At 67.0% G+C, this 19,332-nt stretch carries 15 protein-coding genes; 4 read left to right on the forward strand and 11 right to left on the reverse strand.

Annotated features, from left to right (window positions below):
* Positions 1–41: 41 nt before the first annotated feature.
* Both AC3RCC_RS15950 and dnaE read right to left on the reverse strand, forming a co-directional pair.
* Positions 42–764 carry an FkbM family methyltransferase gene (locus AC3RCC_RS15950; protein ID WP_291641987.1) on the reverse strand — a complete coding sequence of 241 codons (723 nt, stop codon included), beginning with the start codon at positions 762–764 and terminating at the stop codon, positions 42–44.
* Positions 765–978: 214 nt separating this feature from the next.
* The gene (gene dnaE / locus AC3RCC_RS15955) at positions 979–4,449 is read right to left on the reverse strand and encodes a DNA polymerase III subunit alpha (RefSeq protein WP_492255879.1); all 3,471 of its coding nucleotides are present in this window, start codon (positions 4,447–4,449) and stop codon (positions 979–981) included.
* A gap of 449 nt (positions 4,450–4,898) precedes the next feature.
* Here dnaE and AC3RCC_RS15960 point away from each other — a divergent pair, with 449 nt between their 5' ends.
* A complete protein-coding gene (locus tag AC3RCC_RS15960) occupies positions 4,899–5,846 on the forward strand; it encodes a DMT family transporter (protein ID WP_492255880.1) in 948 nt (315 codons plus the stop codon).
* 56 nt (positions 5,847–5,902) lie between these two features.
* Here AC3RCC_RS15960 and AC3RCC_RS15965 read toward each other — a convergent pair whose 3' ends face one another.
* The 6 genes from AC3RCC_RS15965 to AC3RCC_RS15990 form a co-directional block, all read right to left on the reverse strand.
* A complete protein-coding gene (locus AC3RCC_RS15965) occupies positions 5,903–6,592 on the reverse strand; it encodes an ABC transporter ATP-binding protein (protein WP_291641981.1) in 690 nt (229 codons plus the stop codon).
* Between the two features lie 9 nt (positions 6,593–6,601).
* Entirely contained in the window at positions 6,602–7,900 is a 1,299-nt protein-coding gene (locus AC3RCC_RS15970; protein WP_291641979.1) for a lipoprotein-releasing ABC transporter permease subunit, read from the reverse strand.
* A 13-nt stretch (positions 7,901–7,913) separates the two neighbouring features.
* Positions 7,914–9,245: a proline--tRNA ligase gene (proS, locus tag AC3RCC_RS15975; protein WP_492255881.1), complete on the reverse strand. Its 1,332-nt coding sequence runs from the start codon at positions 9,243–9,245 to the stop codon at positions 7,914–7,916.
* A 120-nt stretch (positions 9,246–9,365) separates the two neighbouring features.
* Positions 9,366–9,866, reverse strand: coding sequence for a pantetheine-phosphate adenylyltransferase (gene coaD, locus AC3RCC_RS15980; RefSeq protein WP_291640092.1), 501 nt, complete (start codon positions 9,864–9,866; stop codon positions 9,366–9,368).
* A 39-nt stretch (positions 9,867–9,905) separates the two neighbouring features.
* Entirely contained in the window at positions 9,906–12,011 is a 2,106-nt protein-coding gene (locus tag AC3RCC_RS15985) for a methyl-accepting chemotaxis protein (protein WP_492255882.1), read from the reverse strand.
* Between the two features lie 95 nt (positions 12,012–12,106).
* Entirely contained in the window at positions 12,107–12,283 is a 177-nt protein-coding gene (locus tag AC3RCC_RS15990; protein WP_291640088.1) for a hypothetical protein, read from the reverse strand.
* A 154-nt stretch (positions 12,284–12,437) separates the two neighbouring features.
* Between AC3RCC_RS15990 and AC3RCC_RS15995 the strand changes: the two genes are divergently transcribed.
* Entirely contained in the window at positions 12,438–14,312 is a 1,875-nt protein-coding gene (locus tag AC3RCC_RS15995) for an ABC-F family ATP-binding cassette domain-containing protein (protein ID WP_291640086.1), read from the forward strand.
* A 147-nt stretch (positions 14,313–14,459) separates the two neighbouring features.
* On the opposite strand, the gene AC3RCC_RS16000 is transcribed toward AC3RCC_RS15995, so the two are convergent.
* From AC3RCC_RS16000 to AC3RCC_RS16010, 3 genes are read right to left on the reverse strand one after another with little or no spacing between them, the layout of a single operon-like run.
* Positions 14,460–14,870, reverse strand: a complete 411-nt coding sequence (locus tag AC3RCC_RS16000; RefSeq protein ID WP_291640084.1) for a hypothetical protein — start codon at positions 14,868–14,870, stop codon at positions 14,460–14,462.
* The gene (locus tag AC3RCC_RS16005) at positions 14,867–15,319 is read right to left on the reverse strand and encodes a DNA polymerase III subunit chi (RefSeq protein ID WP_291640082.1); all 453 of its coding nucleotides are present in this window, start codon (positions 15,317–15,319) and stop codon (positions 14,867–14,869) included. The genes AC3RCC_RS16000 and AC3RCC_RS16005 overlap by 4 nt, the downstream gene beginning before the upstream one ends.
* 47 nt (positions 15,320–15,366) lie before the next feature.
* Positions 15,367–16,860: a leucyl aminopeptidase gene (locus tag AC3RCC_RS16010; protein ID WP_492255883.1), complete on the reverse strand. Its 1,494-nt coding sequence runs from the start codon at positions 16,858–16,860 to the stop codon at positions 15,367–15,369.
* 179 nt (positions 16,861–17,039) lie between these two features.
* Here AC3RCC_RS16010 and lptF point away from each other — a divergent pair, with 179 nt between their 5' ends.
* Together lptF and lptG are read left to right on the forward strand one after the other, a co-directional pair.
* Positions 17,040–18,230 carry an LPS export ABC transporter permease LptF gene (gene lptF, locus AC3RCC_RS16015; RefSeq protein WP_291645337.1) on the forward strand — a complete coding sequence of 397 codons (1,191 nt, stop codon included), beginning with the start codon at positions 17,040–17,042 and terminating at the stop codon, positions 18,228–18,230.
* A complete protein-coding gene (gene lptG / locus AC3RCC_RS16020; RefSeq protein WP_291640076.1) occupies positions 18,230–19,318 on the forward strand; it encodes an LPS export ABC transporter permease LptG in 1,089 nt (362 codons plus the stop codon). Before lptF ends, lptG begins: the two co-directional genes overlap by 1 nt.
* Positions 19,319–19,332: the final 14 nt, after the last annotated feature.

Here is a 19,332-nt window from a genome sequence, read left to right on the forward strand (position 1 = left end):
TCGCGCCCTGACGGGCGGCGGGGCGCCCGATCGGCCCGCCGTCACGGCGTCGCCGACCTCGTCATCCGCGTCATACCCTTGCGGGCCGCGAACATGCGACCATAGACGTCGCCGGCGAGGTCCTGTCGATAGCAGCGCTGTTCGAGCAGCGGGTCCCAGATATGCTCCACGGTGTCGACAAGGTCGAAATCCGCAGCGAGCCGGGCTTCGAGCTGCAGCCGGTTCTTGCGGTTCTGATATTCGAGCAGCACCAGCGACGTCTTCGACAGGTCGAGATGGTCGAGGACATCGCCCTCGCCGCCCTCGATGTCGATCTTGACGATATCGGCCGAGGGCAGGCTCGCCGGATCGACCACCGCGACCTCGTAGCGCTCGACCATGGCGCCATCGACGAAGGTGTCGCCGGCATAGGAGGCGAGGCCCGATTCGCCGTCGCCGGCGAAGCGGCTGACGAAGCTTGCCGTCTTCAGGCCGCCGGGAAACAGCGCCGCATTGACCGGCCGGATGTCGCGACGCCGATCGGTGTTGCGCTTCAGGAACTCGAAGGTGCCGGGATGAGGCTCATAGGAGGTGACGACGCTGCCCGGCCAACGGGCCGTCGCCCAGAGCGCGAAGGAGCCGACATTGGCGCCGATATCGAGAATGTCGAGGCCGACCCCGTCGAAGCCCGCCTCGTATTCGCCCTCGAGCACGTCCTTGATCGCCCAATGCATGGCGTCCGGCACGGCAAGGCTCATCGGAATGCGCGCGACATACTGCTTCATCAAGTCCCCCCGGACGTCATCGTCTTCTGCAAACACTCTGAGGCAGCAGCAGGTTACGGCGCAAGCTCAAGAAACCGCTTCCGGCCATCCTCCCCCTCATCCTGAAGCGTGCGCACCGGAAACGCGTCTCGAAGGATGACCCAGCTGGTTCCTGAGCCGCCGGCCGCTCCTCAAGATGAGAGCCAGGACCGCCCCTGCTTCGTCCTGCCGTCCGTCAGCGCAATTCGACGTTGATCACGCCCGGCGCGGCGCGGACGGCATTCGCGACCTGCTGGTTGATCGGATAGCGGCCGGGCAACTCGACTTCGACCTCCTGGGCACCGTCGTCGAGGATCATCACCAGCGAGACCTTTCCGACGGCGCGGGCGCCATCGCCGCGCGACTTGATCCGCTCGGCGATCGAGCCTAGCGCCTTGTCGTCACGCAGGAAGATGCAGAGATCCTGCTTCTGGCGCGAGGCGAGATCGTCGAGCCGCTCGACATCCTCGATGCGCGGGCGCACCTCCTCGCCGTCGAGCACGGCCGAGAGCCTGATCACCAGCGCTGCGCCGGGCTCGAGCAGGTCGCGGTAACGCTGCAAGCCTTCCGAGAACAGGATCGCCTCGAACTGGCCCGTGGGATCGGAGAGCTGGACGATGCCCATCTTGTTGCCGGATTTGGTCCGCCGCTCCGACTTGTCGATCACCGAGGCCGCGACCTTGGCGATCGAGGTGCCGCTGGCGCGCACGGCGCGGGCGAAATCGGCATAGCTCTGCACCCGCAGCCGCTTCAGCACATGCTCGTAATCGTCGAGCGGGTGGCCGGAGAGAAAGAAGCCGACGGCGTCGTGCTCGCGCTGCAGGCGCTCGGCGGGAGCCCAGGGCTCGAAGGGCGGAATGCGGAAGGCTTCGGCGCTCCCGCCGCTGCCGAGCATGTCGAGCTGTCCGGCCGCCGCCTCGTCGCGAACGCGGTTCGACAGCGCAAGCATGCCGTCGACCGCGACCATCGCCTTGGCGCGCTCCGGCTCGATCTCGTCGAGCGTGCCGGCGCAGATCAGCGCCTCGATGGTGCGGCGATTGACCAGGCGGGTATCGATCCGGCGGGCGAAATCGGCCAGGTCACGGAAAGGGCCCTGCTTGGCACGCGCCGTGACGATTGATTCCACCGCGGCGCGCCCGACGCCCTTGATCGCGCCGAGCGCGTAGCGGATCGCACCATCGGCCACGTCGAAATCGACACCGGAACGGTTGATCGAGGGCCGCTCGACCTTGATGCCGAGCCGCTCCGATTCGCGACGGAATTCGGAGAGCTTGTCGGTGTTGCCGATATCGAGCGTCATCGACGCGGCCATGAACTCGACCGGGAAATTCGCCTTGAGATAGGCGGTCTGGAAGGCGACGACCGCATAGGCCGCGGCATGGCTCTTGTTGAAGCCGTAATCGGCAAACTTCGCCAGCAGGTCGAAGATCTCCGAGGCGATCTCCTTCTTGATGCCGTTGTCGATGGCGCCCTTCACGAAACGGTCGCGCTGGGCGTCCATCTCCGCCTTGATCTTCTTGCCCATGGCGCGGCGCAGCAGATCCGCCTCGCCGAGCGAATAGCCCGAGAGCGCCTGCGCCACCTGCATCACCTGCTCCTGATAGACGATGATGCCATGCGTCTCGGAGAGGTAGGGCTCCATGCCGGGGTGGAGATAGGTCGGCTCCTCCAGCCCGAGCTTCCGGCGGCAATAGGTCGGGATATTGTCCATCGGGCCGGGGCGGTAGAGCGCCACCAGCGCGATCAGATCCTCGATCCGGTCGGCCTTCATCTCGACCAGCGCCTTGCGCATGCCGACCGATTCCACCTGGAACACGCCGACGGTCTCGCCGCGCGCCAGCATGGCGTAGGTGGGCGGGTCATCGAAGGGCAGCTGCGCCAGATCGACCGCGATATTGCGCTGGGCGATGAGCTGGACGGCGATGGTCAGCGTCGTCAGCGTCTTCAGGCCGAGGAAGTCGAACTTCACCAGCCCGGCCTGCTCGACCCATTTCATGTTGAACTGGGTGACGCGCATGCCGGTGCGCGGATCAACCGACAGCGCGACGAGCTGCTCCAGCGGCCGATCGCCGATGACGACGCCGGCGGCGTGGGTCGAGGCGTGGCGGTGCAGACCCTCGAGCTTCTGCGCGATCTCGAGCAGACGGCCGACGACCGGCTCCTCGGCCGCGGCCTCCTGCAGCTTCGGCTCGCCGGCGATGGCCTCTGGCAGCGTGATCGGCTTGGCCGGGTTCTGCGGCACGAGCTTGGTCAGCTTGTCGACCTGGCCATAGGGCATTTCCAGGACGCGGCCGACGTCGCGCAGCACGCCGCGCGCCTGCAAGGTGCCGAAGGTGATGATCTGGGCGACGCGCTCCTCGCCATAGCGGTGCTTGACGTATTCGATCACCTCTTCACGCCGATACTGGCAGAAGTCGATGTCGAAGTCCGGCATCGAGACGCGATCGGGGTTGAGGAAGCGCTCGAACAGCAGGCCGAAGCGCAGCGGGTCGACGTCGGTGATGGTCAGCGCATAGGCGACCAGCGAGCCGGCACCCGAGCCACGGCCGGGGCCGACCGGAATGCCATGGTCCTTGGCCCATTTGATGAAGTCGGACACGATCAGGAAATAGCCCGGAAACTTCATCCGGGTGATGATCGACAGCTCGAAATCGAGCCGCTTGTCGTAATCCTCGGCGGTGAAGTTCGCGGCCGGCCCGTGCTTGGCCAGGCGGGCGGCAAGGCCGGCGCGGGCCTGCGCTTCGAGCTCCTCGGCCTCGTCTCGGCCCTCCTCGCCGAAGCGCGGCAGGATCGGCTTGCGGGTGCCGACGCGCCAGGAGCAGCGCCGCGCGATCTCGACCGTCGCGGCCAGCGCCTCCGGCAGATCGGCGAAGCGGCGCTTCATCTCTGCACGCGTCGCGAAGTAATGCTCGGGCGTGACGCGGCGGCGCTCATGGTCGGAGAGCAGCCGTCCGGCCGCCACCGCCAGCAGGGCGTCGTGGGCCTCGAAATCGGCCGGCTTGCCGAAATAGGGCTCGTTGGTGGCGACGATCGGCAGGTCGGCATCATAGGCGAGCCTGAGCAGCGCGGCCTCGACCGAGGGGCCGTCTTCGCGTTCATGACGCTGCAGCTCGACATAGAGCCGGTCGCCGAAGATCGCCTGCAGGCTCTGCAATCGCGCCTGCGCCTGCGCCTGCTGGCCGGCGCGCAAGGCAAGGTCGAGCGGGCCGCCCGCACCGCCCGTCAAGGCGATCAGGTTCTCCCCGGATTCGGCGAGCTGCGCGATGGTCACCACCGGCTGCCCGGCGCCGGCGGCGAGACAGGCCTGGCTCACCAGCTTCATCAGATTGCCGTAACCGGCCTCGTTCATGGCGAGCAGGACGAGATGGCCGATCACCGGCTGGACCGGCTTGCGACCGCCAGTGTCGTCATCGCCGAAATCGACGCTGAGCTGCACCCCGGCGATGGGCTGCACGCCGACGCCGGCGAGCTTCTCGGAGAACTCCAGCGCGCCGAACAGATTATTGGTGTCCGTCAGGGCCATGGCCGGCTGACCGTCGCCGGCCGCGAGCTTGGCGAGCGCACCGACCTGGATCGCACCTTCGAGCAGGGAATAGCTCGAATGGACATGGAGGTGGACGAATCCGACCTCGTCCTCAACCTGCGAATCGTTCTTCCGGTCGCTCATGATGCCCTCTCGGGCGGGTTATCGCGCAGTGCCGCTCCAGGGTCGAGACATCACATGGCCCGGACTGTGGACGCCGGAGCGGCACGACCTGGACAGTGCCGCGGCACTGCCGGCAGGTCGGGCGACATCGACCTCAAACGCTCGGGCCAGCGGCCAGCGCAGCCCAGACCCAGATCATTCCGACGAAGAGCGCGAGAGCGAAGAATTCGGCGGCACCGGCCATCAGCTTGCGAGCGATCAGCATGTCGATCTCCTGTGTTCGATCTATGTTCAGGTTAGTTCGCTTTTTGTTCTAGTCAATGCCGATGGGTTAGTTCCATCTGCTCGGCAAGTGACCGCAGTTAACAAAAGCTTACCTGCCCAGAGCGCTTGCGTCTGGCTCGAGTCCGGGCCAAGCCCGGCGCGGCGCTCACCTTCATCGGAGCGAAGGCGGCGCTCGGGATCAGGTCATGGATGCGCATCAGAAGTCGGTCTCGCGCGCAGCCACCGCGGTGGCGGGCGAGGCCCCTCAGCCGAACGGCTCCGATCAGCGACGCAGCGCCGCACTGGGCATTGCGCTGATGGCGGGCTCGATGCTGATCATCCCAAGCTCCGACGCGATCGCCAAATATCTCAGCGGCGCGCATTCGGCACCCTTCCTGAGCTGGGCCCGCTATGTCGCCGCGCTCGGCTTCCTGCTTCCGGTCGTCGCCATCGCGCAATGGCGTTCGCCGGAGCCGCTGATCGCGCCCGGGCAGCTCCTGCCGCAGATCATCCGGACCGCCTTCCTCGTCAGCGCCATGACGCTTTATTACATGGCGATCACGCATGTCCCGCTCGCCGATGCGCTCGGTGCCTATTTCGTCGCCCCGATCGTCGCCACCCTGCTCGCGACCCTGATCCTGCGCGAGCGACTCGACTGGCGCCGGCTGGCGGCCGTCGGGCTCGGCTTTGGCGGCGCGCTCCTGGTCGTCCGCCCCGGCGCCGAGACGAGCAGCGGCACGCTGATTGCCCTGGCCTCGGGCGCGCTGATGGCCTGCTATCTCGTGATGACGCGCGCCACGGCGAAGGCCTCCTCGCCGCTCTCGACCCTGACGCTGCAGCTCGCGCTCGGCATCGCCATGCTGACGCCCTTCGTGATCTTCCAATGGAGCATGCCCGATCGCGAGGGCATCATGCTGATCCTGCTCATGGGCCTGATCTCGGCCGCCAGCAATCTGATGACGATCAGCGCCTTCCGCTTCGCCCAGGTCTCGACGCTGTCGCCGCTGGTCTATCTCGAACTGGTCGGAGCGACGGCGCTGGGCCTTGTCATCTTCGGCGACTTTCCGGCGCCGGCGACCTGGGCCGGCATCGCGGTGATCGTCATCGCCGGCCTGATCGTCGTGGCGCCGCGCCGGAAAGCGCGATCGCCCTGAGTCCGGGCAAAGAGCCCTGCCTCGTACCGGTCAGCGCGCCGCGATCTGAGTTGATCCTAGTCGAGCGGCACGACCAGCCCGTCGCGAATGGTGACGCGCCGGTCCATGCGATAGGCGAGGTCGAGATTATGGGTCGCGATCAGTGCCGCGAGGCCCGAAGCGCGCGCGAGCGCCACCAGCGTGCCGAACACGTGCAGCGAGGTGTGCGGGTCGAGATTGCCTGTCGGCTCGTCGGCCAGGAGCACGCGCGGCGCATTGGCGACGGCGCGGCCGATGGCGACGCGCTGCTGCTCGCCGCCCGACAATTCGCTCGGCAGATGGTCGAGCCGGTCCCCCAGGCCCAGGAAGGTCAGGAGCTCGGTCGCCCGCTCGGAAGCCTCCTGCTTGCCGAGGCCGCGAATGCGCTGCGGCAGCACGACGTTCTCCAGCGCCGAGAACTCGGGCAGGAGATGGTGGAACTGGTAGACGAAGCCGATCTCGGTGCGTCGCAGCCGGGTCAAGCCCTTGTCGTCGAGCTGCGAGGTCGCGACGCCGCCAATGAAGACCTCGCCGGCATCGGGGCTCTCCAGCAGGCCGGCGACATGCAGCAGCGTCGACTTGCCGGTACCGCTCGGCGCGACCAGCGCGACGAGCTCGCCGGGCCAGATCGCGAAATCGGCCTTGCGCAGGATTTCCAGCGGCCCGTCGCTCTGCGGATAGAAGCGCTCGATCTGGGACAGAAAGAGCGCGGGGGTCTCGGTTGCCATGGCCTGCCCCTAGCCCATGCGCAGGGCCTGGACGGGGTCGAGCCGCGCCGCCTTCCAGGCCGGATAAAGCGTCGCCAGAAGCGACAGGACGAGCGCCATCCCGACAACGCTGGCGACTTCGCGCCAATCGATCACCGAGGGGATGTCGCTGAGGAAGCGCACGGTCGGATCCCAGAGATTGGCCCCGGTGATCCAGTTGATGGCCCCCATGATCGACTTGATGTTGTTGGCGAAGGCGACGCCGAGCAGCAATCCGCCCAGGGTCCCGACCACGCCGATCGTCGCGCCGGTGATCAGGAAAACGCGGAGCACCGTGCCGCGCGAGGCCCCCATGGTGCGCATGATCGCGATGTCCTCGGTTTTGTCCTTCACCAGCATGATCAGGCCGGAGACGATGTTCAGCGCCGCGACCAGCACGATCAGGGTCAGGATGATGAACATCACATTGCGCTCGACCTCGAGCGCGTTGAAGAAGGTCCGGTTGCGCTGGCGCCAGTCGGACAGGACCAGAGGGCGCGGAGCGTCCGCCTCGATGGCATCGCGCACCGCCTGAGTCCGGTCGGGATCGTCGATGAAGATCTCGATGACGTTCACGTCGCCGTCACGGTTGAAATAGGCTTGGCTCTCGCCGAGCGGCATGAAGACGAAGGAGGCGTCGAACTCCGACATACCGATCTCGAACACCGCCGTGACCGGGTAGGCCTTGATCCGCGGCGCCGTGCCGAAGGGTGTCGAGGCTCCGCGCGGGGTGACGATGGTGATGGTGTCGCCGGCCTGCAGGCCGAGCGAGGCCGCAAGCCGCCGACCGATGGCGACGCCGCCAGCCGTTCCGAAGCCGTCGAGCGTGCCCTGCTTGATGTTGTTGGCGACGAAGGGGATCGACTTGATGTCCTCCTCCGAGATGCCGCGTACCAGCACGCCGCCATTGCCGACCTGCGAGGAGGCGAGCGCCTGCCCCTCGACCAGCGGGATTGCGAACTTGATGCCGTGCACCTTGCGCAGGCGCTGCGCCACCGCCTCGTAGTCATCGAGCGGGCGGTCGATCGGGGTGGCGAAGATGTGGCCGTTGACGCCGACGATCTTCTCCAGCAGCTCCTTGCGGAAGCCGTTCATCACCGACATCACGATGATCAGCGTGGCAACGCCGAGCAGGATGCCGAGGAACGAGAAGCCGGCGATGACCGAGACGAAGCCTTCGCGGCGGCGCGTGCGCAGATAACGGCCGGCGAGCAGCCATTCGAAGCCGGCGAAGGGCTTCGTGCCGGTGGGCACCGCTGCGACGGGCGCCGCCTCGCTGGCCGTGCTCATCGCCACGCTCCGTTCACGCGCTTTTGCCGGGGAAGCGGGCCAGCGCCGCCTCCAGCGAGACCAGCTCGCGCTCGCCGCCGGCGCGGCGCTTGAGCTCGACCTTGCCCTCGGCGAGGGATTTCGGCCCGACGATCACCTGCCAGGGCATGCCGATCAGGTCGGCGGTCGCGAACTTGCCGCCCGGCCGCTCGTCGCGGTCGTCATAGAGCATGTCGTAGCCCTTGGCGGCGAGGCCCTTGTAGAGCTGCTCGCAGGCGGCGTCGGTCGCGGCATCGCCGGTCTTCAGGTTGAGCACCGCAATGTCGAAGGGGGCGATCTCGTCGGGCCAGACGATGCCGGCCTCGTCATGGCCGGCCTCGATCAGCGCGGCGACGAGCCGGCTCGGGCCGATGCCATAGGAGCCCATATGGACCGGGGTCTCGCGCCCGTCCGGGCCGGCGACCGTCGCGCCCATCGGCTCGGAATACTTGGTGCCGAAATAGAAGATATGGCCGACCTCGATGCCACGGGCAGAAACCTGCCTGTCGGCCGGAATGGCGCCGAAAGCCGCCTCGTCGTGCATCTCCTCGGTGGCGGCGTAGAGGCTGGTCCACTTGTCGACGACGCCCTGCAGCCCGGCGACGCTGTCGAAATCGGTGTCGACGGCCGGCGTCTCGAAGTTCAGATAGTCCTGGTGGCAGAAGACCTGGCTCTCGCCGGTCGAGGCGAGCACGATGAACTCATGGCTGAGGTCGCCGCCGATCGGGCCGGTATCGGCGCGCATCGGGATCGCCTTCAGGCCGAGGCGCGCGAAGGTGCGCAGATAGGCAGTGAACATCCGGTTGTAGGCATGGCGCGCGCCGGCCTGGTCGAGATCGAAGGAATAGGCGTCCTTCATCAGGAACTCGCGGCCGCGCATCACGCCGAAGCGCGGGCGGACCTCGTCCCGGAACTTCCACTGGATGTGGTAGAGGTTGAGCGGCAAGTCCTTGTAGGACTTGACATAGGACCGGAAGATCTCGGTGACCATCTCCTCATTGGTCGGGCCATAGAGCATCTCGCGGTCGTGCCGATCCTTGATCCGCAGCATCTCCTTGCCATAGGCGTCGTAGCGCCCGCTCTCACGCCAGAGATCGGCCGACTGGATCGTCGGCATCAGAATCTCGACGGCGCCGGCGCGATTCTGTTCCTCGCGGACCACCGCGCTGATCTTGTTGAGCACGCGCAGGCCGAGCGGCAGCCAGGAATAGATGCCGGCCGATTGCTGGCGGATCATGCCCGCACGCAGCATCAGCCGGTGGGAGACGATCTCGGCCTCCTTGGGCGTGTCGCGCAGGATCGGCAGGAAATAGCGGGAGAGGCGCATCGCAGGGCTCTTCAGGAGGAGATTGCGCCGGCTGGCGCAGCGAGTCGGCAAGGTTCCAGAAACACCATCCCGGTCGCGAAATTGCAACCCGGCGAGTGCCTTAAACGCTGGACAGCGCCCTCACCCCTCGGTGGCGAAGGCAGCCTTCAGCGCGTGTTCGACCGGCGCCGGCACGAAGGCCGAGATATCGCCGCCCATCGCAGCGATCTGGCGCACCAGGGTGGCGGTGATATGGCGGGTCAGCGGGGTCGCCGGCAGAAACACGGTCTGCAGCTCCGGCGCCATCGCCGCGTTCATGCCGACCATCTGCATCTCATAGTCCAGATCGGTGCCGTCGCGCAGGCCGCGAATGATGATGCTGGCTCCGGCCTTGCGCGCGGCGTCGACCGCGAGATCGCCGAAGGTCACGACCTCGACGCGCGCGCCGGCCGCCCGGGCCAGCGGCTCGGCGACGACACGCAGCAGCTCGGCCCGCTGCTCGACGGACAGCACCGGCTTCTTGCCGGGATGGACCCCGATCGCGAGCACGAGCCGGTCGCACAGCTTCGCCGCTGCCGCGATGACGTCGGCATGGCCGTTGGTGACGGGATCGAAGGAGCCGGTGTAGAAGGCGGTACGCATGCGCCAGCGTTAGCCAAAGCGCCGGGCGTCGACAAGCGTTCAGGCGACGCGAAGCTCCGCGATCAGCCGGTCGACGCGCCCTTCCAGCGCCTGCGCCAGCCCGGTCAGCTCATCTGCCGCAGCCAGCACCGCATCGGCCGAGCCGGCGGTGTGGCGCGAGGCGAGCGAAAGCTGGCCGGTCGCCTGACCGATCTGGACGATCTCCCGTGTCGCGGCGACGACGTCGGCGGCGATCGCATGGGTCGCCTCATGTTGGCGCAGCATGGTCTGCGCGGTACGCCGCGTCGCCTCGCTCAGCTCCTGCACCATGGCATGGATGCCGGCCATGCCGTCGACGGTCGCCGCCGTCGCCTTGTTCATGGCGTCGATCTGCAGTGCGATATCCTCGGTCGCACCGGCCGTCTGGGCCGCAAGCGACTTCACCTCGGCGGCGACGACCGCGAAGCCGCGCCCAGCCTCGCCGGCACGCGCCGCTTCGATGGTCGCGTTGAGGGCGAGCAGATTGGTCTGGCCGGCGATCGCCGAGATCAGGCCGACCACCTCCGATACCCGGGCCGCGCCGCTCGCCAGCCCGTCGACGACCTCGCTGACGTCATCGGCGTGCCGCCTCGCCTGCCCGGCCGTGACATCGGAACGACTGACCTCGCCGGACAGGCTCTCGACCGCGCCGAGCAGATCCTGGGCCGCGCGCTCGATCGAATGGACACGGGCGATCGCATTCCCGGTCGACAGCTCGGCATCGGCAGCGCCGGTCCTCGCCGCGCCGGCGCTCTCGCTGAGCTGGTTGGCGGTCGCCGCGAGCGCACCGGCCGCGGTCGCCACCGAGGTGCTGACGGTGCGCACCGATTGCTCGAGCTCGCCCGCCAGCTCACCAAGCAGACTGCGGCGATGCCGCTCGGCCTCGGCGCGGCGCGTCTCCTGTTGCGCCTCGCGCCATTGCGTCTCGCGTTGCAGGGTCTCGCGTATCGTGCCGATCGAAGCGGCGATGCCACCGATCTCATCGCGGCGCTGCGCACCCGGAATCGCCTGGTCGGTGCGGCCGGCGGCAATGCCGGCAAGCGCATCGGAGAGGCCGCCGATCGGACGCGCCACGGACCAACCGAGCAGGATCGCAAAGCCGAGCAGCGGCGCCAGGACGAGCAAGCCGGCGGTGACGATCGCACCGCGGATCTTGCCGACGACGGCGAAGGCCGCCCGCTCCGGCTCGGTCAGCCAGAGCTGCCAACGCCAGTCGCCGGCCGCGATCGAGCGCCCGGTGGCGACGAGCGCGGTTCCGTCATGACTGGTCATGCGGAGCAGCCCATCATCGCCGCGGCTGGGGAGCCGGCGTTGGTCGAGCGAATCGCTCGGGGCGGATGCTTCGAGACGGGCTGCGGGGCTCGAGCGCGTGAAGCCGTCCTCGCCGACCACATAGACGCCGATCTCGCCGCGCCCGGCGGCGTTGGCGCTGAGAACATCGTCGATCAACCCTGAATTGACGGCGATGACGAGCGTGCCGACCTGCTCGGTGGCATCGAGCTCGATATCGTAGAAGGGGGCGGCCAGGAAGGCGCGCGGCTCGCCGCCGATCAGGTCATAGGGGGCATAATCCCGCAGGATCTGCGTGCCTGCCGGCTGGTGGCGCGCCTCCTCGACCACCTGTGCAAGACCACTTCCGGCGAACTCCGGATCGCTGAGAAGCCGGCCGAACTCCGGCCCCTTGGTGGCGCTGTAGACGACCCGTCCCTTCATCGAGACAAGGTAGATGTCGGCGTAGTTGAATTGCTTCAGCGCGGCGGCATAGGTCTCGTGGATCCGGACATGGCGCCAGGAGTAGCCGTGCTGGTGGCCGTGGCCGTTCAACGCCAGACGCTCCGGCAGCGGCCGCATGCCATCGCCCTGATAATGGCTGAGAACGGCATTCAGGTCATGCGGCCCCAGTTCCAGCCATTTGCCGAGCTCGTCGAGCGCCGCCACCGTAAAGGCGCTGCGCGCCTGGACGGCCAGCTCCGAGCGCAGCAACACCAGCCGCCGTTCGATGGCGCGCGAATGGCTTTCGGCCAGCGCATGGAGCCGGGCGCGCGACGCTTCCCGGGCCCAGCTGGTGACGGCGAGATAGGCTGAAACACCGACCGTTACAGCAGCGAGGCAGGCAAGCGCGAGCATAGCGGCGGGAAGCCGTACCCTAAGGCTGTACACCGCTGTTTTCCCCGCCCGATCTAACGCTAATTGGGAGAGATACAACCTGAAGTAGGTTAACTTTACCTAAAGTCAGCAACCGGCGCGGAGGACGGCGTCGCAATACCACGGAATGGATGCGGAGACGGGGCGAGCGCCGCGAGCGCGGCGGCACTGCCGACCACCAAGGCCAGGAGGATGACGAAGACAGCCATGAGCGAAACGCGACGCCGATACGGGACGAGGAAGCCGATCTGCATGGATTGTTCTTTGCGAATCAGGGCGTTACATCGATTTCCTGGGTGCGGTAGGCGGCGGGCCCCAGCGTGGCCGGAATATGTCGAATTCGTGACTGGGCCGCCCTGCCCCATTTCTGGTTTGCATCGCCCTGGCAAGTTTGCCTAAAGCCAGCCCATGCTCACCCTCAGTGACATCACCTACCGGCTCGGCGACAGGCTGCTGCTGGACAAGGCCGGCGCGGCACTGCCGGCAGGCGCGCGCGTCGGGCTGGTCGGCCGCAACGGCACCGGCAAGACCACCCTGTTCCGCATCATCACCGGCGACCTCTCTCCGGAAGGCGGCAGCGTCAGCCTGCCACGGGGCATGCGGATCGGCGGGGTGGCGCAGGAGGCGCCGGGCGGGCCCGAGAAGCTGATCGACGTCGTCCTCGCCGCCGACACCGAGCGCGCCGCCCTGATGAAGGAGGCGCAGAGCGCGACCGACCCAATGCGCATCGCCGAGATCGAGACCCGGCTCGCCGATATCGGCGCCCATTCTGCCCCGGCCCGCGCCGCGACCGTGCTGCACGGCCTCGGCTTCGACGAGGAAGCCCAGCAGCGCCCCTGCTCGGATTTCTCGGGCGGCTGGCGCATGCGCGTCGCACTCGCCGCGGTGCTGTTCTCCGAGCCCGACCTTCTGCTGCTCGACGAGCCGACCAACTATCTCGACCTGGAAGGCACGCTCTGGCTCTACGACTATCTCGAGCGCTACCCGCATACCGTGCTGGTCGTCAGCCATGACCGCGAACTGCTCGATACCTGCGTCGACCACATCCTGCATCTCGACCAGGGCAAGCTGACGATCTATCGCGGCGGCTACAGCGCCTTCGAGAAGCTGCGCGCCGAGAAGCAGGCTCATCTCGCCAAGGCGCGCGACAAGCAGGATGCCGAGCGCAAGCATCTCCAGGCCTTCGTCGACCGTTTCAAGGCCAAGGCGACCAAGGCGCGACAGGCGCAGTCGCGCGTCAAGCGCCTCGAGAAGATGCAGGAAATCGCGGTCATCCAGGATCGCGACGTCCAGCCATTTTCTTTTCCGGAGCCGGAACGGCCGCTCTCGCCGCCGATGGTGGTGCTGGACGGCGCCAGCGCCGGCTATGGCGAGCGCAAGGTGCTGCAGCGACTCAATCTGACGCTGGCGCCGGACGATCGCATCGCCCTGCTCGGCTCGAACGGCAACGGCAAGTCGACCTTCTGCAAGCTGATCGGCGGCCGCCTCGCCCCGCTCTCCGGCGAGATGAAGCGCTCGTCGAAGCTCCAGACCGCCTATTTCGCCCAGCACCAGCTCGACGAGCTACGCATGGAGGACACGCCGGTCGGCCATATCCGCCAGCTGATGCCGGACGAGCCGGAGGCCCGGGTGCGCGCCCGCACGGCGCAGATCGGCTTCCCCGCCAGCAAGGCCGACACCCCGGTCAAGAATCTCTCCGGCGGCGAGAAGGCCCGGCTGATGCTCGGCATCGCCACCTTCGGCGGCCCGCATCTGCTCATCCTCGACGAGCCGACCAACCATCTCGACATCGACAGCCGCACCGCGCTGGTCAAGGCGATCAACGACTATCCCGGCGCCGTGATCCTGGTCAGCCATGACCGATTCCTGATCGAGGCCTGCGCCGACCGGCTCTGGCTGGTCGCAGACGGCACGGTGAAGAGCTTCGACGGCGACATGGAGGATTATCGCAGCTTCGTGCTCGGCAAGGAGAAGCAGGCGAAACGGGAGAAACCCGCTCAGGAAGCTCCCGTCCCCGGCAAGGCCGACGAGCGCAAGGGCAACGCCCAGAAGCGCGCGGCGCAAGGACCGCTGCGCCAGAAGCTCAACCTCGCCGAGGCGCGCATCGCCAAGCTCACCGGGCTGATCGAGAAGGTCGACGAGGTGCTCGGCAATGGCGCGGCCTTTGCGCGCGATCCGGACAAGGCGCTGCAGCTCTCGCGCCAGCGCGCCGAGCTCGCCGAGGCGCTCGGCGCGGCCGAAGAGGAATGGCTGTCGCTCAGCGAGGAGCTGGAGAGCGCCTGAGGCAATGCTCCGGCTGCATGGTCACTCCGGGCCAGCCGCGCCGCGGCACTTTTCCGGAATCCATCGGTGAGCCCCGGAGACCTTTGATGGTTTCCGGCATTCCGCTTCGCTCCAGCCGGAATGACCTTACGAGCCGGCCGGAGCGTGCTAGCCCTGCTGCTCGGGCTGGCCCGGCTTGACGATGCGGCTCAGGCGGTTGTCGGTGAACATGTAGATCTCACGCCCGCCGGGCTCGTTATAGAGTACCTGGACCTCGCGCTGGCCCTTGCCGCTCTCGCCGATCAGCACGTCGGTCGGCCGCTTGGCCTTCAGCCTGACCAGCTCGCATTCGGTGATGCCGGGCGCGATCTCCTTCGGCAGCGGTCGCGTCGCGGGATCGAGCGAGACGTCGGCAGCGCATTCGCCATCCGGCGTCAGCATCGCCTCCTGCGTCGAGATGCGGGCCGTGGCGCTGCTGGTACGCGTGCCGCGCTCGTCCGAGACGAAGGAAAAGCCGCCCATGTCGACGGCGCAGCCGCCCAGGCCGATGGCCAGAGCGACGATCACGGAGATTTTCACGCTTTTTTCTCCCAGCGGCCGGTCTCGTCCTGCTGCCAATAGGTCGCAGCCAGGCCCCGCGCTCGCAATTTCTTCCAGTCCTCGCGGGCGGAGGCGAGTGCCTCCGGATCGTCACCGTCGAACATCAGGATGACGCGCTCATAATCGTCCAATGCGTCGGGAATGCGGACGCCATCAACGCAAAAACGGACCTGCGCCGCATTCGGATTGCCGGCATCGGTGGTGAGCACGATCGGGTTACCGGCGGCATCCGGTTCACCTGCGGTGCCGTGCGGCAGGAAGGAATCGTCCGCATAGGTCCAGAGCCGATCGTCGAGCGCGGCCAGACGCTCGCGGCTGGAGCACTCGACCACCACCTTCCAGCCGCGCGCCAGCGAGCGCTCGAGCAGCGTCGGCAAGACCTGCTCGAGCGGACGAGACTGCAGGTGGTAGAACCAGATCTCGGCCATGATGCCGGCTTTTCCAGCAGCTTATGCGCGCGGGCTGATAATGCGAATCAAGCCTCGTAGTGGTCCGCCACCAGCCGGTCGAGCAGGCGTACGCCCCAGCCAGAGCCCCAGGAGCGGTTGATCTCGGTCGAGAGCGAACCCATGCCGGTACCCGCGATGTCGAGATGAGCCCAGGGCGTGTCGTTGACATGGCGCTGCAGGAACTGCGCCGCGGTGATCGAGCCGCCATGACGGCCAGCCGAGTTCTTCATGTCGGCGAATTTGGAATCGATCATCTTGTCGTAGGCGGCACCGAGAGGCATGCGCCAGACCGTCTCGCCGGTCGCCTTGCCGGCGACGAAAAGCCGCTCGGCCAGTTCGTCATTGTTCGAGAACAGGCCGGCATTCTCCTGTGCCAGCGCGACCAGGATCGCTCCGGTCAGCGTCGCCAGATTGACCATGAAGAGCGGCTTGAAGCGGTCCTGCGTGTACCAGAGCACGTCGGCGAGAATGAGCCGCCCCTCGGCATCGGTGTTGATGATCTCGATGGTCTGGCCGGAGAGCGACGTCACGATGTCGCCCGGGCGCTGAGCATTGCCGTCCGGCATGTTCTCGACGAGACCGATGACGCCGACCGCGTTGACCTTCGCCTTGCGGGCGGCGAGCGCGTGCATCAGCCCGGTGACGCAGGCGGCGCCGGCCATGTCGCCCTTCATGTCCTCCATGCCGCCGGCCGGCTTGATCGAGATGCCGCCGGTGTCGAAGGTCACGCCCTTGCCGATGAAGGCGACCGGCTGCTCGCCCTTGCCAGCACCGTTCCAGCGCATCACCACGACGCGGCTCTCGCGCCGCGAGCCCTGGCCGACGCCGAGCAAGGCCCGCATGCCGATCTTCTTCAGCTGCTTCTCGTCGAGAATCTCGACCTCGACGCCGAGCTTCTCGAGCCTCGCCGCGCGCTCGGCGAACTCCTCGGGGTAGAGCACGTTCGGCGGCTCGTTCACGAGATCGCGAGCCAGCTCGACGCCACCGGCGATCGCCTCGCGCGCCTTCAGCGCCTTCTTGACCGCGGAGGAGTCGGCGACACGCAGGATCGCGGTCTTCGCCTCGCTCTGCTCGGCATCGCGGCTCTTGGTCTTGTACTGATTGAAGGCGTAGCAGCGCAGCCGCAGCCCGAGGCCGATCTCGGCGATCTCGGCGGCGGAGACATCGCCTCCCGGCAGGGCGGCGATGATGTCGGCGCTGCGGCCATGGCCAAGTCTGCCGGCGATGGCTCCGCCCAGAAGGGCGAAGTCGAGCTTGTCGCGCTCGCCCTCGGGCCCGACCCCCACAAGGATCAGCCGCTCATAGCCTGCCCCCTCCGGCGCCAGGATCGTCAGGCCGGACAGCGCCTTGCCCTTGAAGCGTTCGGCCGCCGCCGCTCGGGCGATCAGGCTGCGACCGCCCTCGCCCAGCCACTCCTCCGCCGCCGGCGCAGGGATCAGCTTGTCCGAGACAAGGACGACGAGGTCCTCCCCGGCAATGGCGTTCATGGCTTTGATCTCAAGCTTCAGGCGCTGCGACATCGACGGCTCACATTGGCGGAGGGCGGGCGGAAGGGGCGGGATGAACTGGCAATGGCGCGGGAAGGCCACAAACGATTCCCGTTTGCGCCACGATCGAAGCTATACCATAGGAGCTTCGAGGCGAGCCGTCCAAGGGCAGCGCCTTCGCCCTTGTGCCCGCCTGCCCAGGATCGAACCGCGTGCGTTTTGGACTGCTCGACCGCTACATCCTCAAGATTGCCGCGGCGGCGACGGTCATTCTGCTCGTCGGCCTGACCAGCGTGATCTGGGTGACGCAGGCCCTGCGCGAAGTCGATCTCATCACCGGCAAGGGCCAGACGGTGATGATCTTCTTCACCGTGACCCTGCTCTCGCTGCCGGCATTGATCGCCGGCATCGCGCCGGTCGCGCTGTTCATGGCGACGCTCTACACGCTGAACAAGCTCAACAGCGATTCCGAGCTGATCGTGATGAACGCGACCGGCGTCGCGCCCAAGCGCCTGACCCGGCCCTTCGTCGTGCTGACGCTGGTGACGGCGGCGCTGGTCGGCTGGATGTCGCTGTCGGTGATGCCGGCCGGCTTCCGCTCGCTGCGCGACCTGATCACCCTGATCCGGGCCGATTTCGTCGCCAATGTCGTCAAGGAAGGCCAGTTCGTCGCGCTCGATTCCGGCGTAACCTTCCACTACCGCGAGCGCTCCGGACAGGCCCTGCTCGGCATCTTCATGCAGGACCGGCGCGATCCGAACCAGCCCGCCGTCTACATCGCCGAGCGCGGCCAGACGGCGGAAGCCGACGGCAACAGCTTCCTGATGCTGGAGAAGGGCACGATCCAGCGCGAGAGCCGCGACCGGAACTCGAGCTCGATCATCTCGTTCGAGCGCTACGCGCTCAATCTTTCGGCGCTGTCGGGCGATTCCGACGGCGCCGGCGGCGGCGATGGCGACAAGGTGATCTACAAGCCGCGCGAGCGGACGACCTGGGCGTTGCTGACCCAGGACCCGAACGAGCCCTATTACAAGATCCAGGAAGGCCGCTTCCGCGCCGAACTGCACAACCGCCTGTCCGCGCCGCTCTATCCGATCGCCTTCATGCTCGTCGCCTTCGCCTTTCTCGGCGAGGCACGCACCACCCGCCAGGGCCGCGCCGTCGCGATTCAGCTCGCGATTTTGCTGGTCGGAGCGATCCGGATCGGAGCCTATGCCGCCTGGACCGCCAGCGTCCGCTCCGGTTTCGCCGTCGTCCTGCTCTACCTTCTGCCACTGGTCACGATCGCGATCTCTGCGAGCATGATCGCCTTCGGCGCCCGCGCTCGGGTAGTCATGGACCGGCTGACAGAGCCGCTCGCAGCACCTTTCCTCGCCCTCTCGGCGCGCTTTCGGCGAAGCTGATGCTGTTGTTCAAGACCTTCGGGCGCTATCTCACGCAGCGCTTCTTCCGCGCCATTCTGAGCGTGTTCGGAACGTTCTTCTTCCTGATCCTGACGCTCGATTTCGTCGAGCTGATGCGTCGCGCCGGCGATTCCCCGCTTGCAACCACGCCGAGCATCATCCAGCTCGCATTGTACCGCGCCCCCTCGGTCGCCGAGCAGATCTTTCCCTTCGCCGTGCTGTTCGGCGGGATGTTCGCCCTCCTGAATCTGAGCCGCAAGCTCGAGCTCGTCGTGGCACGCTCGGTCGGCATCTCCGCCTGGCAGTTCCTGCAGCCGGCGGCGCTGGTGGCGGGGCTGGTCGGCCTGATTTCGATCGGGATCTACAATCCCGTCGCGGCAGAGCTGAAGCAGCGCGCCACCAAGCTGGAAGCTTCGCTGTTCGCGCGAACCGGGCAACTGGCCAGCGGCAAGGAGATCTGGATCCGCCAGCGCAGCCTCGACGGTCAGGCGATCATCCGCGCCGCGGCCGCATTGGAGGACGGCGTCGGCCTGGCGCAGGTCGCCTTCTTCAACTACGCCCCCGATGGCGGCTTCAGCGAACGGATCGAGGCGCGGCAGGCGGTCCTGCATAACGGCTACTGGGAGCTGACGGATGCGAGGGTCACCTCGGTCATGGAAGAGCCACAGAGCTACTCGACATACCTCGTCGCAACGAATCTGGAGCCCGAGCAGGTGCGGCAAAGTTTCACTCCACCGGACTCGGTCGGCTTCTGGTCGATGCCGACGGTGATCGAGCGGACGCGCAAGGCCGGACTCGATACGACGCGCTATGAATTGCGCTATGAATCGCTGAAGGCGCGCCCGCTACTGCTCATCGCCATGATTCTCGTAGCAGCATCCGTTTCCTTAAGATTTTTCCGATTTGGTGGTGTCACCAAACTGGTGGTAGGTGGCGTGGCGGCCGGGTTCATGCTCTATGTGGCGACACAACTATCTGAGGAGTTGGGCTCATCGGGAATCGTCAACGCCCCGGTGGCCGCATGGCTGCCCGCAATCGTGGGCAGCTTGCTCGGCGCCCTCGCCCTCCTTCATCAGGAAGATGGCTAATAGTACGGTGCCTA

This window comes from Allobosea sp. GW823-FHT01F03 (assembly GCF_058798075.1).

Excerpts from the sequence above, each read along its gene's own strand:
- AC3RCC_RS15960 (WP_492255880.1), top strand. The coding sequence starts at position 4,899 with ATGGATGCGCATCAGAAGTCGGTCTCGCGCGCAGCCACCGCGGTGGCG.
- AC3RCC_RS15995 (WP_291640086.1), top strand. The coding sequence starts at position 12,438 with ATGCTCACCCTCAGTGACATCACCTACCGGCTCGGCGACAGGCTGCTG.
- AC3RCC_RS15985 (WP_492255882.1), bottom strand. The coding sequence starts at position 12,011 with ATGCTCGCGCTTGCCTGCCTCGCTGCTGTAACGGTCGGTGTTTCAGCC.
- AC3RCC_RS15965 (WP_291641981.1), bottom strand. The coding sequence starts at position 6,592 with ATGGCAACCGAGACCCCCGCGCTCTTTCTGTCCCAGATCGAGCGCTTC.
- dnaE (WP_492255879.1), bottom strand. The coding sequence starts at position 4,449 with ATGAGCGACCGGAAGAACGATTCGCAGGTTGAGGACGAGGTCGGATTC.
- AC3RCC_RS15970 (WP_291641979.1), bottom strand. The coding sequence starts at position 7,900 with ATGAGCACGGCCAGCGAGGCGGCGCCCGTCGCAGCGGTGCCCACCGGC.
- coaD (WP_291640092.1), bottom strand. The coding sequence starts at position 9,866 with ATGCGTACCGCCTTCTACACCGGCTCCTTCGATCCCGTCACCAACGGC.
- AC3RCC_RS15990 (WP_291640088.1), bottom strand. The coding sequence starts at position 12,283 with ATGCAGATCGGCTTCCTCGTCCCGTATCGGCGTCGCGTTTCGCTCATG.
- proS (WP_492255881.1), bottom strand. The coding sequence starts at position 9,245 with ATGCGCCTCTCCCGCTATTTCCTGCCGATCCTGCGCGACACGCCCAAG.
- AC3RCC_RS16010 (WP_492255883.1), bottom strand. The coding sequence starts at position 16,860 with ATGTCGCAGCGCCTGAAGCTTGAGATCAAAGCCATGAACGCCATTGCC.
- AC3RCC_RS16005 (WP_291640082.1), bottom strand. The coding sequence starts at position 15,319 with ATGGCCGAGATCTGGTTCTACCACCTGCAGTCTCGTCCGCTCGAGCAG.
- lptG (WP_291640076.1), top strand. The coding sequence starts at position 18,230 with ATGCTGTTGTTCAAGACCTTCGGGCGCTATCTCACGCAGCGCTTCTTC.
- AC3RCC_RS15950 (WP_291641987.1), bottom strand. The coding sequence starts at position 764 with ATGAAGCAGTATGTCGCGCGCATTCCGATGAGCCTTGCCGTGCCGGAC.